The 18645-nt window shown below is 48.2% G+C and carries 20 protein-coding genes and 1 pseudogene; 5 read left to right on the forward strand and 16 right to left on the reverse strand.

Annotated features, from left to right (window positions below):
- Window positions 1-42: 42 nt before the first annotated feature.
- The 13 genes and pseudogenes from J7E26_RS07675 to J7E26_RS07735 all read right to left on the reverse strand — a co-directional run bounded on the left by J7E26_RS07675 (window position 43) and on the right by J7E26_RS07735 (window position 13345).
- Complete coding sequence (locus tag J7E26_RS07675; protein ID WP_061521800.1) at window positions 43-222, reverse strand: YjzC family protein; 180 nt, start codon at window positions 220-222, stop codon at window positions 43-45.
- 93 nt (window positions 223-315) lie between these two features.
- On the reverse strand, window positions 316-1272 hold the full coding sequence (argF, locus tag J7E26_RS07680; RefSeq protein ID WP_214800927.1) for an ornithine carbamoyltransferase: 957 nt from the start codon (window positions 1270-1272) through the stop codon (window positions 316-318).
- On the reverse strand, window positions 1260-4352 hold the full coding sequence (locus J7E26_RS07685) for a carbamoyl-phosphate synthase (glutamine-hydrolyzing) large subunit (protein ID WP_214800925.1): 3093 nt from the start codon (window positions 4350-4352) through the stop codon (window positions 1260-1262). Before J7E26_RS07685 ends, argF begins: the two co-directional genes overlap by 13 nt.
- Entirely contained in the window at window positions 4345-5403 is a 1059-nt protein-coding gene (locus tag J7E26_RS07690; RefSeq protein WP_214800923.1) for a carbamoyl phosphate synthase small subunit, read from the reverse strand. Before J7E26_RS07690 ends, J7E26_RS07685 begins: the two co-directional genes overlap by 8 nt.
- Window positions 5404-5472: 69 nt before the next feature.
- Window positions 5473-6630, reverse strand: a complete 1158-nt coding sequence (locus J7E26_RS07695; RefSeq protein ID WP_214800921.1) for an acetylornithine transaminase — start codon at window positions 6628-6630, stop codon at window positions 5473-5475.
- Entirely contained in the window at window positions 6627-7403 is a 777-nt protein-coding gene (gene argB, locus J7E26_RS07700; RefSeq protein WP_214813227.1) for an acetylglutamate kinase, read from the reverse strand. The genes J7E26_RS07695 and argB overlap by 4 nt, the downstream gene beginning before the upstream one ends.
- Before the next feature lie 14 nt (window positions 7404-7417).
- Window positions 7418-8635 carry a bifunctional ornithine acetyltransferase/N-acetylglutamate synthase gene (gene argJ / locus J7E26_RS07705; protein WP_214800917.1) on the reverse strand — a complete coding sequence of 406 codons (1218 nt, stop codon included), beginning with the start codon at window positions 8633-8635 and terminating at the stop codon, window positions 7418-7420.
- 21 nt (window positions 8636-8656) lie between these two features.
- Window positions 8657-9694 carry an N-acetyl-gamma-glutamyl-phosphate reductase gene (gene argC, locus J7E26_RS07710; RefSeq protein ID WP_214800915.1) on the reverse strand — a complete coding sequence of 346 codons (1038 nt, stop codon included), beginning with the start codon at window positions 9692-9694 and terminating at the stop codon, window positions 8657-8659.
- 199 nt (window positions 9695-9893) lie between these two features.
- Window positions 9894-10431 (reverse strand): annotated as a pseudogene (locus J7E26_RS07715) (MFS transporter).
- Entirely contained in the window at window positions 10428-11867 is a 1440-nt protein-coding gene (locus J7E26_RS07720; protein ID WP_214800913.1) for an FAD-binding oxidoreductase, read from the reverse strand. Before J7E26_RS07720 ends, J7E26_RS07715 begins: the two are co-directional and overlap by 4 nt.
- A gap of 108 nt (window positions 11868-11975) precedes the next feature.
- Window positions 11976-12146 carry a YqaE/Pmp3 family membrane protein gene (locus J7E26_RS07725; protein ID WP_214800911.1) on the reverse strand — a complete coding sequence of 57 codons (171 nt, stop codon included), beginning with the start codon at window positions 12144-12146 and terminating at the stop codon, window positions 11976-11978.
- 59 nt (window positions 12147-12205) lie between these two features.
- Complete coding sequence (locus J7E26_RS07730) at window positions 12206-12514, reverse strand: metal-sulfur cluster assembly factor (RefSeq protein ID WP_214800909.1); 309 nt, start codon at window positions 12512-12514, stop codon at window positions 12206-12208.
- Between the two features lie 63 nt (window positions 12515-12577).
- Window positions 12578-13345: a prolyl oligopeptidase family serine peptidase gene (locus tag J7E26_RS07735; RefSeq protein WP_214800906.1), complete on the reverse strand. Its 768-nt coding sequence runs from the start codon at window positions 13343-13345 to the stop codon at window positions 12578-12580.
- Window positions 13346-13465: 120 nt separating this feature from the next.
- Here J7E26_RS07735 and J7E26_RS07740 point away from each other — a divergent pair, with 120 nt between their 5' ends.
- The 3 genes from J7E26_RS07740 to J7E26_RS07750 all read left to right on the forward strand — a co-directional run bounded on the left by J7E26_RS07740 (window position 13466) and on the right by J7E26_RS07750 (window position 14723).
- Complete coding sequence (locus tag J7E26_RS07740; protein ID WP_214800904.1) at window positions 13466-14278, forward strand: Cof-type HAD-IIB family hydrolase; 813 nt, start codon at window positions 13466-13468, stop codon at window positions 14276-14278.
- 98 nt (window positions 14279-14376) lie between these two features.
- On the forward strand, window positions 14377-14526 hold the full coding sequence (locus J7E26_RS07745) for a hypothetical protein (protein WP_214800902.1): 150 nt from the start codon (window positions 14377-14379) through the stop codon (window positions 14524-14526).
- Window positions 14526-14723: a DUF3813 domain-containing protein gene (locus tag J7E26_RS07750; RefSeq protein ID WP_061521787.1), complete on the forward strand. Its 198-nt coding sequence runs from the start codon at window positions 14526-14528 to the stop codon at window positions 14721-14723. Before J7E26_RS07745 ends, J7E26_RS07750 begins: the two co-directional genes overlap by 1 nt.
- A 73-nt stretch (window positions 14724-14796) precedes the next feature.
- On the opposite strand, the gene J7E26_RS07755 is transcribed toward J7E26_RS07750, so the two are convergent.
- Both J7E26_RS07755 and J7E26_RS07760 read right to left on the reverse strand, forming a co-directional pair.
- On the reverse strand, window positions 14797-15258 hold the full coding sequence (locus tag J7E26_RS07755; protein ID WP_214800900.1) for a BsuPI-related putative proteinase inhibitor: 462 nt from the start codon (window positions 15256-15258) through the stop codon (window positions 14797-14799).
- Window positions 15259-15273: 15 nt separating this feature from the next.
- Window positions 15274-16116 carry a YitT family protein gene (locus J7E26_RS07760; protein WP_214800899.1) on the reverse strand — a complete coding sequence of 281 codons (843 nt, stop codon included), beginning with the start codon at window positions 16114-16116 and terminating at the stop codon, window positions 15274-15276.
- Window positions 16117-16250: 134 nt separating this feature from the next.
- On the opposite strand from J7E26_RS07760, the gene J7E26_RS07765 reads away from it, so the two are divergent.
- On the forward strand, window positions 16251-17102 hold the full coding sequence (locus J7E26_RS07765; RefSeq protein WP_214800897.1) for a DegV family protein: 852 nt from the start codon (window positions 16251-16253) through the stop codon (window positions 17100-17102).
- A gap of 51 nt (window positions 17103-17153) precedes the next feature.
- Entirely contained in the window at window positions 17154-17276 is a 123-nt protein-coding gene (locus tag J7E26_RS07770) for a DUF3941 domain-containing protein (protein WP_214800895.1), read from the forward strand.
- A 45-nt stretch (window positions 17277-17321) separates the two neighbouring features.
- Here the strand turns inward: J7E26_RS07770 and cypC are convergent, their stop codons facing one another.
- Window positions 17322-18572, reverse strand: a complete 1251-nt coding sequence (gene cypC / locus J7E26_RS07775; protein ID WP_214800893.1) for a CYP152 family fatty-acid peroxygenase CypC — start codon at window positions 18570-18572, stop codon at window positions 17322-17324.
- Between the last annotated feature and the right edge of the window lie 73 nt (window positions 18573-18645).

Raw genomic sequence — 18645 nt, forward strand, 5'->3', positions numbered from 1 at the left:
TGATGAAATGAAAAAAACCTGCTGACCGCAGGTTTTTTTCATTCACGGCTTTCTTTGGTACGTCCACAGCCTGTTGTGATTTGAGGTTTCAGGAAACATGTCTCCTGCGGTCAGCTTAATTTTTTGCGGATTTTTGACCATACTCCCCGTCTCGCCGATTTCAACGTACACACCGTTATTCGGCGCTTTTTGTCCGGGCCTGAATTGATGCTGCTGTCCCACGTCATTTCCTCCTTTTTCTTTTTAATGTAGTATGCGCTTGTATGCGGGATAATATGTTCAATAAAAAAGCCGCCGATTCGGCGGCTTTCTTCGTTATTGCTGTTTGCAAAGAAGGGCTTTCAGCAGCGCCTTCTGTGCGTGGAGCCGGTTTTCCGCTTGTTGAAACACAGCAGAGTGCGGGCCGTCGATAATGTCAGACGTTACCTCTTCCTCTCGGTGGGCGGGCAGGCAGTGCAAAAATGTATAGTCCGGCTTTGCGAGGGTGGCGAGTGACGCGTTTACTTGATACGGCGCAAAAACCGTAAGCCGCTGCTGCGACTCTTCTTCCCGCCCCATGCTTGTGAACACATCGGAATAAATTACATCAGCGCATTGCACCGCTTCTTGAGGGTTTTCGGTAAGGATCATTTTTGTCCCGGACAGCGCTGCGGCCTCTTTCGCCGCCTTTACCGCCTCTTCCTCAACTTCATAGCCTTTCGGTGATGCTACCGCAATATCGCAGCCCATTTTGGCGCAGCCGATCATAAGGGAATGCGCCACATTGTTTCCGTCTCCGATATAAGCGACTTTTACGCCCTTCAGCTTACCCTTTATTTCTTGAATCGTTAACAAGTCCGCGAGCGCCTGGCAAGGATGGTACCGGTCGGTCAGCCCGTTAATGACGGGAATGTCAGCGTGCTCGGCAAGCTCCTCCACTTTTTCATGCTCAAAGGTGCGGATCATGATGGCATCAACAAATCCGGACAGCACCTTCGCCGTATCCGCGACCGTCTCGCCGCGACCCAGCTGCAAGTCGCCGCTTGACAGAAACAGCGCTGTCCCTCCAAGCTGCGCCATCCCCGCTTCAAAGGACACACGCGTCCGCGTCGATGATTTTTCAAAAATCATCGCCAGTGTTTTCCCTTGGAAGATCGGTTGGATCGGATTTTGTTTTAATGATGAGGCTTCCGCAAGAAGCGCATTGATGGCGGACGCGCTGAGGTCCTTTAACGTCAGAAAATCTTTTCCGTATAAATTGGTTAAAGCATGTTGAGCATTTACTGTGTGCATGACGCCACTTCCTTTTGATAGAGATCTCTGAGTGAAACAGGCTCAGGCTTGCCAGAGCCGCTCGCTAAAAACGCTTTTACGGTTTCCGGTTCGGTAAAGACCGTCACGCCGTGCGTCATGGCTTCAAGCCGCTGACTGCGGGCTTCTTCAGAGTCATTGAAATTGATATGGACCGCTTTATCCTTTCGCTCTGCCCAGGCTGAAAAAGAGCTTTCGCACACTGTAAAGCCCGCGGCTTCGGCCAGTTGTGCCGTTTCTTCATCTCCGCCTTCTAAATAGATGCTCCCTTTTTTATCCCACACATGCGCGTAGATTTTTTTTAAGGCGCTTTCGGCGTCAAATGCGACACACATGCCTTCTCCAGTCGACTTCATTTCAGGTCCGAGCTTTACGTCGATATCCTGGATGGCGTGGGATGAGAACACCGGGAATTTGACTGCTGTTCCGTGCTGATTTTGAATGACCGGGTTCACGTCTTGTAAGGATGCGCCCGCTAACAGCCGGGTGGCGAGCGGAATCATCGGCACTCCCATCACTTTAGAGATAACGGGAACCGTGCGGCTTGCTCTCGGATTTACTTCGAGAACGAGAATCTCCCCTTTATCGATGACAAATTGAATGTTCATGATCCCTTTGAATGATAGTTTTTCTGCTATTTTTTCTGCGGCTTTCTTCATGCCTTGTTCAAGTTCCGCAGTGACAGACGGCCCCGGAAGGATCGCAAAGCTGTCGCCCGAATGGACACCGGCACGTTCAATATGCTCAGTATACGTCGGAACGAAGACCTCTTTTCCGTCAGAAATCAGATCGATCTCCACTTCTTTTCCTTCAATATATTGATCGATAAGAATCGGGTACGGCATGCCTGTTTCCTCTTCAAGAAGAGCGGAGAAAACCGCTTCTGATTCGATGATGATCATACCCATACCGCCAATGACGTAGGAAGGGCGGATCAGCACCGGATACCCGATGCCTCTTGCTTTTCGGACGGCTTCTTCCTTAGAATAAGCCGTTTCCCCTTTTGCATGCTTCAGGCCGAGTTCATCCAGCAGCTTATAAAAGCGGTCCCGATCCTCCAGCGCATCAAGTGTCTCAAATGACGTTCCGAGCAGCGGAATGCCCGCTTTTTCCAGCGATTCAGCGGCATTGATAGCGGTTTGCCCTCCGAACTGGACGATGGCAAAATCGATATCTTCATGTTCCGCTACATTTAAAATATGTTCTGCCGTCAGCGGTTCGAAATAGAGCCGATCGGCAATTTCGTAATCCGTGCTCACCGTTTCCGGGTTGTTATTGATCATGATCGTTTCAAACCCGAGCTTTTGCAGGGTTAAGACACCATGAACGGCGCTGTAATCAAATTCTACGCCTTGACCGATACGGATCGGGCCTGATCCTATAATGAGCGCGCGTTTTTTCTCTTTGCGGCTGATATCTCCGTCACTTTCTCCGAGATACGTGGAGTAAAAATAGTTCGTTTTGGCGTCAAATTCAGCTGCACACGTGTCCACGATTTTAAACGATGGCTTGATGCCTGTTTCTTTTCTGAAAGCGCGGACGGCTTCTTCCGTTTTTCCTGTGAGGAATGCGATCATCCCGTCTGTGAATCCCTTTACCTTCGCTTGTTTCAAAAGCGGTGCTGTCAGGTTTTCCCCTTCTTCCATCAGTTTGTTTTCCAATGTGATGATATGACGGAACACATGGAGAAAAAACGGATCGATTTTTGTTTTCGCATGAATGTCTTCTACAGTCACACGGCGGCTCAACAGCTCCATCACGACGAAAAATCGGCGGTCATCCGGCACCTCGGCTAATTCCCACAGCCGCTTCAGCGTATAGCCGCCGAGCTCAGGCAGGCGGGTGCCGATATTTTTTAATTCAAGCGAGGCTGCCGCTTTTTGAATGGCTGCCTCGAGATTCCTTTCAATAGCCATGACCTCGCCTGTTGCCTTCATTTTCGTTCCGAGCGTGCGGTCAGCATTTTTAAATTTGTCAAACGGCCATCGCGGGAATTTCACGATGACATAATCAAGCGCCGGTTCGAAGCTTGCGTATGTGGAGCCAGTCAGCGGGTTTTTCAGTTCGTCAAGCGTATAGCCGACGGCCAGCTTTGCCGCCATTTTGGCAATTGGATAGCCTGTTGCTTTTGAAGCAAGTGCGGATGACCGGCTGACCCGCGGATTCACTTCGATCACGTAATACTGTTTGCTGAAAGGATCAAGCGCAAATTGAATGTTGCAGCCTCCGACCACATCAAGCGCCGAAATAATCGCTAAACTTGCCGACCGCAGCATTTGATATTCTTGATCCGTTAAGGTTTGAGACGGAGCGACAACGATGGAATCCCCAGTATGCACGCCGACCGGATCAATGTTTTCCATATTGCAGACGGTAATGCATGTGTGATTTCTGTCGCGCATCACCTCGTATTCAATTTCCTTAAAGCCCGCGATGCTTTTTTCGATCAGGCATTGGTGAATGGGGCTGGCTAAAAGCGCCTGCTTGATAAGCTTCTGAAACGCTTCTTTCGTCCGGGCGATTCCGCCGCCCTTTCCGCCTAATGTATAAGCCGGCCTCAGGATGACGGGGAACCCGATGGATTTTGCAAAACGGAGAGCGTCTTCTTCATTGTCGACGATTTCACTTTCCGGAACGGGCTGGTGAAGCTCATTCATCAAGGAGCGGAACTGTTCCCGGTCCTCACCTTTTTGAATGGTTTCCACCGATGTGCCCAAAAGCTTCACATGATGCTTTTTCAGCACCCCTGCTTCTTCAAGCTTAACGGCTAAATTTAACGCGGTTTGGCCTCCTAAATTAGCAAGCAGCCCGTCTGGCTTTTCTTTTTCGATAATGGCCTCAAGACTGGCGGGTGTGAGCGGTTCAAAATATATTTCATCGGCAAAAGCCTCATCCGTCATAATCGTTGCGGGATTGTTATTTACCAGAATTACGCGGTATCCTTCTTCTTTCAGGGCCATGCAGCCCTGCGTGCCTGAATAGTCAAATTCTGCCGCCTGGCCGATGATAATCGGGCCGGAACCAATGACTAATATGCTGGAAATTGTCGTATCTTTAGGCATGAGCGATTTCTCTCCTTGCTGTTATCACTTTCTCTATATATTCATCAAATATCCACTCACTCTCAGCCGGTCCGGGATGGGCTTCAGGGTGGAACTGAACGCTTAAAACAGGAAGCCGTTTGTGACTGAGCCCTTCGACTGACGTGTCATTGACATGATGAAACCTGATGGACAGCTCGTTTTCGTCAATTGATGCTTCGTCTACGACATAACTGTGGTTTTGGCTTGTCATAAACACCCGTTTCGTTTTACGGTCAATGACGGGGTGGTTGGCTCCCCTGTGTCCGAACGGCAGCTTATACGTATTCCCTCCGAAAGCAAGGGCGATAAGCTGATGGCCGAGACAAATGCCAAGCGTCGGAAAATCACTGATAATAGATAAAATCAGTTTCATGTACGGCGCGATCGCCTTCGGATCTCCGGGTCCGTTTGAGAGTACGATTCCGTCAGGATTGATATCATAAACAGCATTCATTTGCTGATACGGAATGACCGTCACCTTGCAGCCCCGTTTCATGAGTGATGAGGCGATAGATTTTTTAAAGCCGAAATCAATCAGCGCGATATGCTGTTGCCCGTCTCCCATGACGGTGATGTCTTTTGCTGCCGCCTTTTGTGCCGGATTTTCTTCCTGCGGCAAGGCAGGCGGTGCTCCAGATGTCGAAATGGCTGCGTTCATCGTGCCGCCGGAACGGATTTTTTTAACGACGGCTCTCGTATCAACCTGAGTCAGAAGCGGGATGTTCCACTTATTTAAATACTCCCTTACACTTGATACCGCTTCATGATGAGAAAAGTGTTCACATGCTTCATAGACGACAGCAGCCTTCACTTGGGGGATTTTGCTTTCAAGGTCTTTCTCATTCATTCCGTAATTTCCGATCAGCGGATACGTAAAGACGATAATCTGCCCTTTATATGACGGATCCGTCAGCACTTCCTGATAGCCCGTCATCCCGGTAAAAAAAACGGCTTCGCCTGTGCAGCTCGCTTCTTTGTCAAGTTCACCGCTGAATGAAGTTCCATCTTCCAATACTAAATAGCCTTTCATCTAAAGCTCACCTCTTGATGAATAATTAATTAAATAAATGTATCTTTATACCTTTATAACTAAAAAAAATTATTGATTGACCGCGGAATGCGCTTCGATCGCTTCTTTCAGTTTGCTGACGGCTGTTGTGATGTCTTCTTTAGATACCGTAAGCGGAGGAAGAAGCCTGATGACATTCGGGCCCGCCGGAAGCACCAAAAGCCCGCGCTCCTGCAGATCTCCGATGATGCCGGAAACAGGACCGGCGCATTCAATTCCGACTAATAATCCTTTTCCGCGAATTTGTTTTATAAAAGGACCTGTCAGCTCACTTTTCAGCTGTGCTTGAAGAAAACGGCCTTTGTCCGCCGCCTCTTGGAGAAAGTCCGGCTGAAAAACGGTTTGGAGCGTCGCATTCACCGCTGCCATTGCAAGCTTGTTTCCGCCGAAGGTCGTGCCGTGAGAGCCCGGCGTAAAGGCTTCCCCCAGCTTCTTTTTACCGATGACGGCTCCAACCGGGAAGCCGTTTCCTAAGCCTTTGGCAACCGTGATAATATCCGGGCTGAGGCTGAAATGCTCATAGCCGAATGCTTTGCCCGTCCGGCCGATTCCGGTTTGAATTTCGTCTATGATGAGCAGCGCTTTTTTCTGATTGCAAAATATCTGTACAGCGGCGATGAATTCCGGGTCTGCGGGATGGACTCCGCCTTCTCCCTGCACCGTTTCAAGCATGACGGCGGCAATATCCTCTTCCTGTGCCAGCGTGCTGAATGCAGACGGATCATTAAACGGCAGATAATGAAAGCCTTCGAGCATCGGGCCGAAGCCGGTTTTGATTTTGTCTTGGCCTGTAGCGGCCATTCCCGCATAAGTACGCCCGTGGAAGGATTGATTGAATGTGACGATTTTTGTTTTTCCCGTTGCTTTTCGTGCGAGTTTAATTGCTCCTTCATTAGCTTCCGCCCCGCTGTTGCAAAAGAAAACAAGATCGCCCGCGCTGTGCTCAGCAAGCTTCGCCGCGGCTTTTTCCTGAAGAGAATTATCAAATAGGTTGGAAACATGCCAGACGCTGCCGAGCTGTTCTTTGACTGCTTCTGTCACTGCATCATGGCAATGCCCGAGATTGGAAACGGCGATACCTTGGATAAAGTCGAGATACGTTTTTCCGTTTTGATCCTCCGCGATCGTTCCTTTCGCTTTTTTAATATCGATAGGCCAGCGGCTGTAGGTTTGAAATAAGCTGCTCATGACACAATCTCCTTTTCCTTGACGATTTTTGTCCCTTGGAAGGTGCGGTCTGTAAAAAACGCTCCTTTTCCGTTTACGATCATGACTTCCGACACATCTTCGTTCAAAGCTGATAAAGCCGATTTCACCTTCGGAATCATGCCTCCTGAAATCACTCCTTCATTAATGAGTGACTGAACCTCTTGCGGCGTCAAGACATCGAGCCGGTTTTGGCCGTTCATAATCCCTTCGACGTCGGTGACAAACATGAGCTTATCGGCGTTCAATGCCGCAGCTACGGCTGTAGCCGCCACATCTGCGTTTACGTTTAGCGTTTCACACTCATTCGTCATAGAAAGCGGGGCGATGACGGGGATGATGCCGTCTTTCATTAAAGCTTGAATAATCGACGGGTCGGTGTTTGTGATCTCGCCCACTTCGCCGTATTTGTCTTGGTCCAGGTAGGACGCCTTCAAAAGACCGCCGTCCTTCCCCGATATACCCGCAGCCTTTAATCCATTTCTGGAAAGCTCCGCCACAAAAAATTTATTGACCGTTCCTGACAGCACCATTTCTGCGACTTCCAATACCGGTTTGGTGGTTTTCCTCTGGCCTCCGACGAATTCTGTTTCAATGTTTAATCTCTTCAGCATATTTGTTATTTCCGGGCCGCCCCCGTGAACGATGGCAATGTTCCAGCCTGCTTGCATGAGTTCTTTTACATTTTGAAAAAAAGCGGCGGATAACTCGCGAATCACACTTCCCCCGCATTTAAAAACAATGGTTTTCTTCATGCCGCTCCCCTTTATTACGTGCGATAGCTCGCATTGATTTTGATATAATCATAGGTTAAATCACAGCCCCATGCCCGGCCGCGTCCGTCGCCTTCGTGCAGCCGGACCGCGATCACAATCTCGCCGCCGGTTAAATATTCCTTCGCATCGGTTTCTGAAAACGGCTGAGGCTCATTGTTTCTGAACAGGCACTGCCCTCCGAGAAATACTTCCACTCGTTCGGCCGTTACGCTGGCTGCACTGTGTCCGATCGCTCCGATAATGCGGCCCCAGTTGGCGTCGGTGCCGTAAACGGCGGTTTTAACAAGGCTTGAGCCGACGATTTTTTTGGCAATGACGTTTGCTTCCAGATTGTTTTTCGCTCCCTCGACTTGGGCTTCAATTAATTTTGTCGCCCCCTCGCCATCTCTGGCAATCTCTTTAGCAAGGTCTTCGCAGGCAAGCTTTAAGCCCTTTTTAAAAACCGGCCAGTCCGGATGCTGCTCCGTTAAGCATTCATTTCCAGCACAGCCGTTTGCCATCACAAGCACCATGTCATTCGTCGATGTTTCTCCGTCAACGGTGATTTGATTAAAGGAAACGTCTGTGACCTCCCGCAGCGCTTTTTGCAGAGCCTGTTCTTCCACAGCCGCGTCTGTCGTGACAAAGCCGAGCATGGTGGCCATGTTGGGATGGATCATTCCCGAGCCTTTTGCAGCTCCGCCTATCGTTATTTTTTGACCCCCGATCATCAGCTCGTAACACGTCTGTTTAATGACCGTATCCGTCGTCAAAATCGCTTCTTCAAAAGCGCCCGACACCGCAGGCGCTGCGTTCAGAAGCTCAATGCCGGTCTGGATTTTCTTCATGTCTAAAAGCTCACCGATGACGCCCGTCGATGAAACGGCAACAAGCTCCGGTTCAATGCCGAGCAGCCCGGCGAAGCTTTCCCGCATTTGATAGGCGTCTTGTAAGCCTTGATCTCCGGTGCAGGCGTTGGCAATCGCGCTGTTCACGATAACCGCCTGCAGCACCGCTCCTTTTTTGAAGCTGTCTTGCGTCACTTTAAGCGGGGCGGCCTGAAAATGGCTCTGCGTATAAACTGCGGCGCTTGCTGCCGGCGTCTCGCTGATAATCGCGCCGAGGTCTTTTTTTGAATAACGCAATCCGCAGTGAACGCCTTTTGCTTCAAATCCTTTTGGCGAGGTTACGCCGCCTTTGACTTTCGTTATTTCCTGACTCAGTTGAATCATATTCAGAATTCCTCTCCTGTTTTATGGATAGACTGGCGTCATCGTAAGCCCTGTTTCTTCCTTCCAGCCATTCATAATATTTAAATTTTGGACCGCCTGCCCTGCGGCGCCTTTCATCAGGTTATCTATGACAGAAACGATGGTGACCCGGTTTGTTCTTTCATCAATGGTGACGCCGATATCGCAAAAATTGCTGCCGTACACTTCTTTTGTCGCCGGGTATTCACCCTCCGGCCTGATTCTCACAAAATATGAATCTTGGTAAAATTCCGAATACAGCTCTCTTATTTGTGCGGAAGACATGTCTGACGTTACTTCCGTATAGATCGTCGCCATAATTCCTCTTGTCATCGGCGCCAGATGCGCTGAGAAAGTAACGGGTTTCAAACTCGGCTGCCATGCCGTTAATTGCTGCTCAATTTCAGGTGTATGCTGGTGCTCATTGACTTTATAAATCTTGAAATTATCATTCAGCTCAGAATAATGTGCGGCCATGGACGCTTTTCGGCCGGCTCCGGATACGCCTGTTTTCGCATCGATAATAACAAATGAATCATGCAAAAGCTTTTTCTGCGCCAGCGGGGCGAGTCCGAGCAGCACGGCCGTCGGAAAACATCCCGGATTGGCGATCAGCTTTGCCGTTTGAATCTCTTCTTTTTGAAGCTCGGCTAAGCCGTACACCGCATTTTGGATCGTTTCTTTCGGCGCGGATTTCCGCTTATACCACTTTTCATACACGGCGGGATTTTGAATCCTTAAATCGCCTGAGAGGTCAATGACCGGGATTCCCGCTGCCGCAAGCTGCGGCGACCACTCGCCGGAAACACCGGGAGGCGCTGCCATGAACATGACATCTATTTCTTTTCGGATCGTTTCTATATGAATGGGCTGGAGTGATTGTTTTGTCAGATTCCTTAAATGCGGATATGAATCAGTATATGCATTCCCTTCTCCGCTTGATGAATATAATATACATTCTTCTGCATAAGGGTGATGATTTAGAATCCTGACAAGCTCGGCGCCTCCGTAACCAGTTGCGCCTATTATTCCTATTCTCAACGAGTTCACCTTCTTGGTTTTTGTGAAATTATTTAACATTATAACATGAATAAAAATTAATTCAATTGTATATTTAATATTTTTTCATCCATTTTCCAAGTATATTTCCGGTCAAAAAAATCCCTCTCAGCAGGGTTTTCAGAAAAAGGTGCCGCTGCCCGATTACAGCAGCAGAAAATAAAAAAACAGACTGAATCTATCAGCCTGTTTTCATCATCAGCCCGCTTATAAAAAACAATATCGAGCTGGCGTAAAAAATGATATGCACCGTAAAAAAATCAGCGAGAAAGCCGCCAAGGATGATGGCCGCCGCGGAAAAAACGGCAGTCCAGAAATGGTAGCTGCCGATTTTTCTGCCTCGTTCTCCGCTGTCGGTATAATCGGCAATCAAAATCTTTTCGCCGTGTTTTTTGCATCGCTCCGAACAGCCCTAGCAAAACCTGAACAATGTAGACTTGATACACATCGGTAATGTGCGGGAACGTAAGCAGAAGCACCGCCATGCCCCATGAATTGGACATGAGAAAGTACCGGGATTCCACTTTTGCCGACAGGCGGCCGAGCAGCGGATGGATCAGCGCCCCGCTTAAGCCGAACAAGCCGTACGACAGACCGAATTGCGTGTAGCTGGAGCCGATGTTTTTAATAAATAAAATGTAGAAAGGAAAGATCAAGCTGCTGGCAAAAAAGACGCTGCTTTGAGAAAGAATCAGCCATTTTAAATTATCGCGTTTCATGTTTTGTACCTCTGGTAAAAGTAATTCATAAACAGATCGTCCGGATCATACTTCCGTTTTTTCTGAAAGAACGTATCGCTTTTCGGATAGGCCCGCTGCATTTGTTCTTTCGTTTGATATAACATATACGGAAGATAATAGCTGCCGTGATGCTGCAATGCCGTATCCGTCATTTTTCTGATGATGCGCGCCGTATCCGCCTGATCCGCTTTTGAAAATCCTTCATTAATTAAAAGGACGAGCGAAAACATGTCATCCTTCGCGTATGACAGATCGGCTTTTTCATTCTTTTGCACGTAGCGGATCGTAATGTTCACAAGATTCAGGTCTTCATGTGACAATGTCTGCCGCAAATCATCGATGTACGGTGCAAATTCGCGGACGGGCACGAAGTATTCTTGAAGCACGTCGGTATTGTCTCCGTTTTCATATTCTGAAAATTTGGACTCTGACCGCATCACGTTGTTTCTTGTGATTTTCGTGCCGTTTTGACTGAGAAAATAGGATTGCTGTGCCGACCAGAGCCAGTTTCTCCCCCAGTCATACCGGCGGGACAGACCGAGCGCAAACTTCGTCAGCGACGGATGTTCGTCTTCTTTCAGTTCGTCGTACTGGTTTAATTCCTGCTGGTTTTCGGCCAGTGTGTAATTGGTCACATACATATCGTGCAAAAAGCCTTTTTCTCCGGTTGCAATCCGGGCAAGATGCATACGGACTCCAGGGTTGCGCTGAACGTTTTTGATAAAATATTGACTGTATGTATCAGCGTTCATACGCTTCGTCTGCATTTGATAGAGCTCATCGTCAGTCAGTTCAATATCGGCATCAAGAATGACTCCGAACAGCCCGTAGCCTCCGATGACGGCAGAAAACAGCTCATCTTTCGGTGTGACAGTAATCACTTTGCCGTCTGCCTGCAAAAGATGAAAGGATTTGACCGTATCAATCAGCGAGCCGTACCGGATATCCCGTCCGTGGGCATTGGCGCTCAGTGAACCGCCGACCGTAAAGATGTTTTGTGATTGCATGACCTTTACCGCAAGTCCGTACGGATTGACATAGCGCTGAATATCATTCCATGTCGCTCCCGCCTGCACTGTGATGATTTTTTTCTTCTGATCGAGCCCGAGTATTTTGTTATAGCCCGTCATATCGAGAACAATGCCATCCTCATAATAGGTCTGGCCGCCCATTGAATGCTGGGCGCCGGCGATTGAAATTTTCAGATGCTTGCGCTTTGCTTCGTTTATCGTTTCGATCAGCGTCTCTTTTTCTTTTCCCTTGACCGTCTGCTTAATTTTTACGGGCATCAGCCGGCTCACATCCGTCACGGTGCCGTTTTGCCGCTCTTTATCTTTGTGATAAACAGAAAAGGCGAACAGCACCGTATACATACAGACGGCACATAAGGTGATTAGAAGTGTTTTTTTCTTCATGGCGTCCCCCCTGAATGCAGCCGGTTTATTATAACACGCTCGCGCCCTCTTTTTTCCTTTTTAAACCGAAACCGCAAAAAACCCGAATGATGGAGCAATCGGGTTTTTTTAGCGCCTCGCTCTTTTTTCAGCGCGCCGGTCCGCAACGACAAAGCAGGCATGAATGGCGCCCGGCAGCCAAAAGAAAGCGGTCAGAATCAGGTTTAATACGGCTTGAATCGGCCGGCCGGAAAACAGTACGGCAAGCGGCGGGCAAATAACGGCTAACAGATACATCAACGGCTCTCACTCCCTCTATATTGGAAAAAAAGGCTGCCCGAAACAGGCTGCCTTTCTTATTATTGAATGCCTAATGCAATTTTCGCGTAACGTGACATTTTATCCCTTGTCCATGGCGGGTTCCACACGATGTGAACTTCCGTCTCTTTTACATCCGGAATATCGGCGAGGGCTTTTTTCACCTCATCGACGATAATCGGGGCGAGCGGACATCCCATTGATGTCAATGTCATTGTGACGTGCGCAAGGCCGTCATCATCCATATCAACGTCATATACAAGGCCGAGATTGACGATGTCGACGCCGAGCTCAGGGTCAACGACCTGCTCCAAAGCGCCCATGATGTTTTCTTTTAATGCTTCCTCCACGGTTCCATCACTCCTTTTTCTTCAGTATAACGTAAAACCTGCTTATCTTAACACCTTTGTGCTCTATAAATGCTTATGAAACCATGCGACGGTTTCTAATACGGCATGTCTGGGCACTTTATGATCCGCCCGCTCGTCTTTAATAAATTGAAGAAGCTCAGGCCGTTCGCTGTAATGCGGTTTGATTGTTTCATAAAAGCAGCGGGTCGGCGCATACGGAACGACTTTGTCTTTGACCCCGTGCCAAAATAACAGCGGACGATTGCGTAATTTTTCAGGCTGCAGGCTGAGATCAAACATTTTCAGGCGCTCAAACAATTCATCGACTTTCTCCTGGCTGACGTTAATGTCCATTCCCTGCTGTTGTACATAGTCAATCTGCTGCTGAAAAAATGCCGTGTAATTCGGGCTTCCCATCAGACTGACGCCGACTTTGACCCAATCATACGCAGCCATTGCGCCGAGTGTCGTAATGCCGCCCATCGACGTGCCCGCAAGCCCGATTCGCCCCTCCTCGATCAGGCCCCGCGCTTCAAAGTCCTCCTTCAGCACACGGAGCTCGCTGATTTCATTTAAGACGATGTCCCAAAAATGGACAGAAAGCTCTTCTGCCGATAATTGTTCAGCGCGTTCCCCGTGGTAAAGGGCTTCCGGCAGCACTGCCCTGAACCCTTTTTCAGCAAGCAGGTAGGCAAAATGAAGATTATGCTCCTTGGCGCTTGTAAATCCGTGGATAAAGAAAACGAGAGGGACGGCACGGTCTCGGTATTCTTCTTTTACAATATGTAAAAACGGAATGTCTGATACGTTTTGATGATCAATTTGAATCACGATGACTCCCTCCTTAGGATAACCATAATCATAAGTGTAACATGTAGACAATAAAGATGGTAAAAAGCTACACTGTACATAAGAGAAAAGCAGCAAAATATATGATTGAAGGAGTTATGTATGGAGACAAAACCTTATATCATTGCCTTAGACCTAGACGGAACCTTGCTAAAAGATGATAAAACCATATCCCATGAAACAGCCCGGACGATCCGATTGCTCAAAGAGGCCGGCCACCATGTTTGCATCTCAACGGGGCGCCCGTTCCGTTCCAGTTCGATGTATTACGAAGAGCTGGAGCTTACAACGCCGATTGTCAATTTTAACGGGGCATTTGTCCATCATCCGAAAGACGATTCATGGGGCCGCTACCACACGTCTTTATCTGTTGACGTGGTTAAGCAGCTCGCTGATCTCACTGATACTTATCAGATACATAACGTGCTTGCAGAAGTCATTGATGACGTTTATTTCCATTACCATGATGAGCATTTAATCGAGGCCTTTCATATGAACATGGCGCGTGTCACGTTCGGCGATTTGCGCGAAACCGTAAAAGAGGATGTGACGTCCGTGTTAATCCACGCAAAGGAAGAGGATGTTGCGGGCATACGGGCACATCTATCCGATGTCCACGCCGAAGTGATTGACCACAGAAGATGGGCCGCACCGTGGCATGTGATTGAAATTATTAAGCACGGCATGAATAAAGCGGTGGGGCTGAAGAAAATCAGCGACTATTATCAAGTTCCGAGAGAGCGGATCATCGCATTCGGCGATGAAGATAACGATCTGGAAATGCTCCGATTTGCCGGATGCGGCGTGGCAATGGGAAACGGAACGGATGAAGCAAAACAGGCGGCGGACCGCATCACGGATACAAACGAAGCGGACGGCATCGCCCGGTTTTTGAAGGACTATTTTTCACTATAGGAATGGATATTAATTTTTTCCCACTTATAACCCGCCGCAGCCCGTCCATACTAAAAGAGACGACTCATCTCGTCAAAGTATGGAAGGGGGAAATTGCAATGGGTAAACGAAACAAATCAAAACGGTTTATTCAGCAAGGCAAGGACTCTGTCAGCCTACATGACGCAAGATTTCCATATCGGTCTACATTAGCGGACGCGCAGCACGACGGCGCAAAAGAAACTGCTGAAAGACAGGTCGATTATTAATGAGAAACGAATTGTTTTCTCAGGCAAAATCATTTGTCCAGCAGGCTGTCATGATTGCGAACGGTTTCGAAGACGGCGACCGGCAAAAAGCCGTCTTACGGGCTAAAAATGCCGTATCTTCCGCGTACGCCAATTCGACAGATGCAGAACGTCAGCAGCTGCACCAATTTCAGGATCAGCTGGAGAAATTGCAATAACCTGCGGGATTCCGCAGGTTTTTCTTTTTAACAAAAAACGGCGCTGGTTTTCAACCAAGCGGCCGCTTTTCTTTTACTTCACTTCAAATGTTTTTACCATTTTCAGCCTTTTTCCGATCTGATCGGACTTTCCTAAAAATGTCACTGTCACTGTGTATGTCCCCGGACCAGGTGCGTTTTTCCATACATCTGAAAAGTCATACGTTTCATTCGGCATTAATGTGACGGTCTGGAACGCCTGGGTAAACATTCTGTCTTTTGAATAACGGTACAGCTCCTTATTATGCTGGTCATGTACGGTCAATTCGAATTTCTGTCCTGAGCTGAATGTAAAGTCGATCGGGTTTGCGCCTTTGTTTTTTAAGGACATTTGAAACTCAATTTGGTGATCAGTCTGCACAGGATTAACGGCCAATTCAACTTGCTGTTCATTCATCTCTCCCGATACCTCCTCTGCGGGCTCCTTCTGCCCGGATTGACTGCTGCATCCGATCAATAAAATGACCGGGAAAAGCAGGCCAAACAGCCATTTCATTCTATCCGCTCCTATTTAGTCTTTTCTGAAGAAACCAAAAATCCCAGTCGTTTGGACGATGTTCGTGAAGGCTTTCGGATCGACTTCTTTTACGATCTTCTCTAAGTCGTACAGTTCATACCGCGTGATGACGATGATCATCATTTCTTTCTGTTCGTTTGTGTAAGCGCCCTTTGCCGGCACTGTCGTAATGCCGCGGACCATTTTTCCGTAAATCGCTTCTTTGATTTCTTCGGCTTTTTTCGTGACGATCATGGCGGTCAGCTTCATGTGGCGGGTATGGATGGCGTCAATCACCCTTGTTGTGACATACAGTGTGACAAGGGTATATAATGCTTTCTCCCATCCTTGCAATAATCCTGCCGTCAAAATGATAATCCCGTTTAAGATGAAGAAATACGTGCCGACCGGTTTATCCTTCCATTTCGCAAGCACCATCGCGACAATATCGAGACCGCCCGTTGATGCGCCGTATTTCAGCGTAATCCCGATCCCTACAGCCGATATCACCCCTCCGAATACCGCATTCAAAAGGATATCATGCGACAGGCTTTTTTCGGGCAGAATCCCCATAAAGACGGTGGTCAGCGCGACGCTTAACACGCTGTAAATCGTGAATGATTTTCCGACCTTCCGCCACCCTAAAACGCCGACCGGAATATTTAAGAGGAACAAGAGCACTCCTGTCGAAATATAAAAGGGGGCGTATTGGTCAACGACGCTTGATAACAGCTGTGCGACTCCGGTAAAGCCGCTCGCATACACATTCGCCGGAATGAGAAATAAATTCAGCCCGGCCGCGTTCAGAAACGCGCCGATAACGACGATTGCTAATTTTTTTGATTGTTCTAGTACCATAGCTTGCTCCTCCGCTCATTTTCATTATTAGCTTTTCCCTTAAAACAAATATTTGAACACAATTTTGCCAAATTTATATGATATAGTTGGCATATCTCTCATATTTGAGGAATACCGGAAAGAAGGGAATTATGATGACAGTTCACCTTATTGCAGACAGCGCCTCTGATTTGCCGAATTCTTATTTTGAGGCGAACCAGATTGGGTTTATTCCGCTTAATGTGTCACTTGACGGCAAAGAATATGAAGACGCGGTCACCATTCAGGCGGATGATATATTTAAAGCAATGCATGATGGGAAAATACCGAAAACGTCCCAGGCATCACCGGAAACTATTAAAAATGTGTTTTTGCAATACGCAAAACTGGGAGAGCCGGCGCTTTATCTCGCCTTTTCTTCAGGCCTTTCCGGCACCTATCAGACGGCTGTGATGGTCGCCAATGAAGTAAAAGAGGAATTCCCCGATTTTGACTTGCGGATCGTCGATTCCCAGTGCGCTTCATTAGGCTGCGGCCTTGCGGTTATGCACGCTCAAACACTCTGTGTTAACGGGAATACAATACAAGAAATCGAAACGTCTGTAAAGAACTTTTGCGCACATATGAAGCACATTTTTACAGTGGATGATGTAGCCTACCTTGCGAGGGGCGGCAGAATTTCCAAAACATCCGCTTTTGTCGGCGGGCTGCTGAATATTAAACCGATTCTGCATGTGGAAGACGGCAGACTTGTTCCGCTCGAAAAAATGCGGGGGCAGAAGAAACTGTTTAAGCGGATTATTGAGATGATGAAAGAGGAAGGCGGAGATTGGGAGAGCCAAACTGTGGGAATCAGCTATGCCGATAATGAAGATACCGCTCTCAGCATGAAACAGCAGATCGAAGAAGCGTTTCAGCCGAAAGAGGTTATTCTTCATTCAATCGGGTCAGCCATCGGCGCTCATTCCGGGCCGGGAACGCTTGCGATTTTTTTCTTAAAGCCATAATTTCAAATGCGGCCGGGCATCCTAAGAGGAAAGGAAGGGAGGCTTTGCCGAATGAAAGATGATGATAAAAAACCGCTTGACAATAACGCCCTTAATCAGAAAAAGAACCGGCTTGCCGAAAAAAACCGCCAGGCAGGCAAAAAACAAGATTCAAAAAAACCCGATCATCTGTGATCACAAAAACAGCCCTCTTGTTCAGGAAGAGGGCTGTTTTGTGTTCTATTTGCGTCTTACATGGCTTATCACAAATCCGCTCTCTGGCAGTGCCGGCATTCTGGACAGACTGAAGCTCAAATCTTGAGGCGGAACATCGTACTCTATTTCATTGGCGAGAAACGCAAGGGAAGCCTTCATCACTTCCACGGTCATTCCCTCACCCGGACAGCGGTGGCCGTGAGCCGGATCACCTCCGCCCTGAGGAATGAAATCAAACTCATTTTCCTCCCGCCCTTGGAAGCGTTCCGGACGAAATTCATTCGGATTCTCCCAAAGCCGGGGATCATGGTTTGTCCCATATAGGTCAAGCATGACGGATGCGCCCTTTTTAAACTCACAGTTCTTCCACACGAAATCCTTTTTCACGACGGCTCCTAAAAACGGGGCGAACGGGTAATACCTCCGCACTTCATGTACAAATCTTTCGGCATCCTGATCATCTCCCGACCTGAGCTTATTCCGATATTCAGGGTGTTCATGCAATGCCAGGGCGGAAAACGCAATGAAGTAAGAAATGGCGGCAATCGGGCGCAGAACATTAATAAGCTCGACGGCAGCCATGTGAGAATCAAGTCTGCTCCCGTCCGGCTCTGTATGAAAAGCCATTTCATACAGGGCCGAGCCCTCCGGCGTTTGCAGCTTGCCGGACCGCACATCCTCAATGACCTCTGCTATCCATTTCTCCGTTTTCGGCCTCGCCCTTCTGCCTTTCCAATGACGCGGACCGACAGCTCCGAATGCGTCTACCATGGCGCTGAAATCCTCCGCCCGCTCCTTCACTTCTGAGTCTTTCAGCGGGACGCCGGCCCAATCACAGGCAGCCCGGCACAGCACTTGCTTCGCTTCATCAAAAAGGACAATTTGGTCTCTATCCTTCCATTTTTCCGCAGATGCTTTCCACTGTTTTGCCGCAGCTTCTGCAAGCTGTTTTTGCCGGGGCGGCGTCATCAGCGACATAAAAAGAAGCTTCCGGTGCTTATGCCGTTCGCCGTCCATTGCCTGAATTGCCCCTGTGCCGAATAACGTTTTCTGCACCCGCTTGGGAAGGGCATGCTGCCGCTGAAATCGTTCTGTGTCATAAAAAAGCTTTGCGGCTTCCGCTCCGCTCATGCAAATGAATGTCTTCCCTAATAAACGGGCGCGAAACACATCCGAGCGGTACTTCTCCGCTCTGTTTTTCACAAATACATATCCATCGCGCAATAAAGCCAGACTGTTATCAAGACCCTTTTCATGCGGGATTTGTTCATTCATCCCTATTCCTCCCTTCTTTTTTTCACCTTTCACAAAAAGGTTGAATGTAAACACATGATATTCAGTATCTGTG

It is taken from the genome of Bacillus sp. ISL-51, assembly GCF_018613535.1.
In the GTDB taxonomy this organism is placed as follows: domain Bacteria; phylum Bacillota; class Bacilli; order Bacillales; family Bacillaceae; genus Bacillus.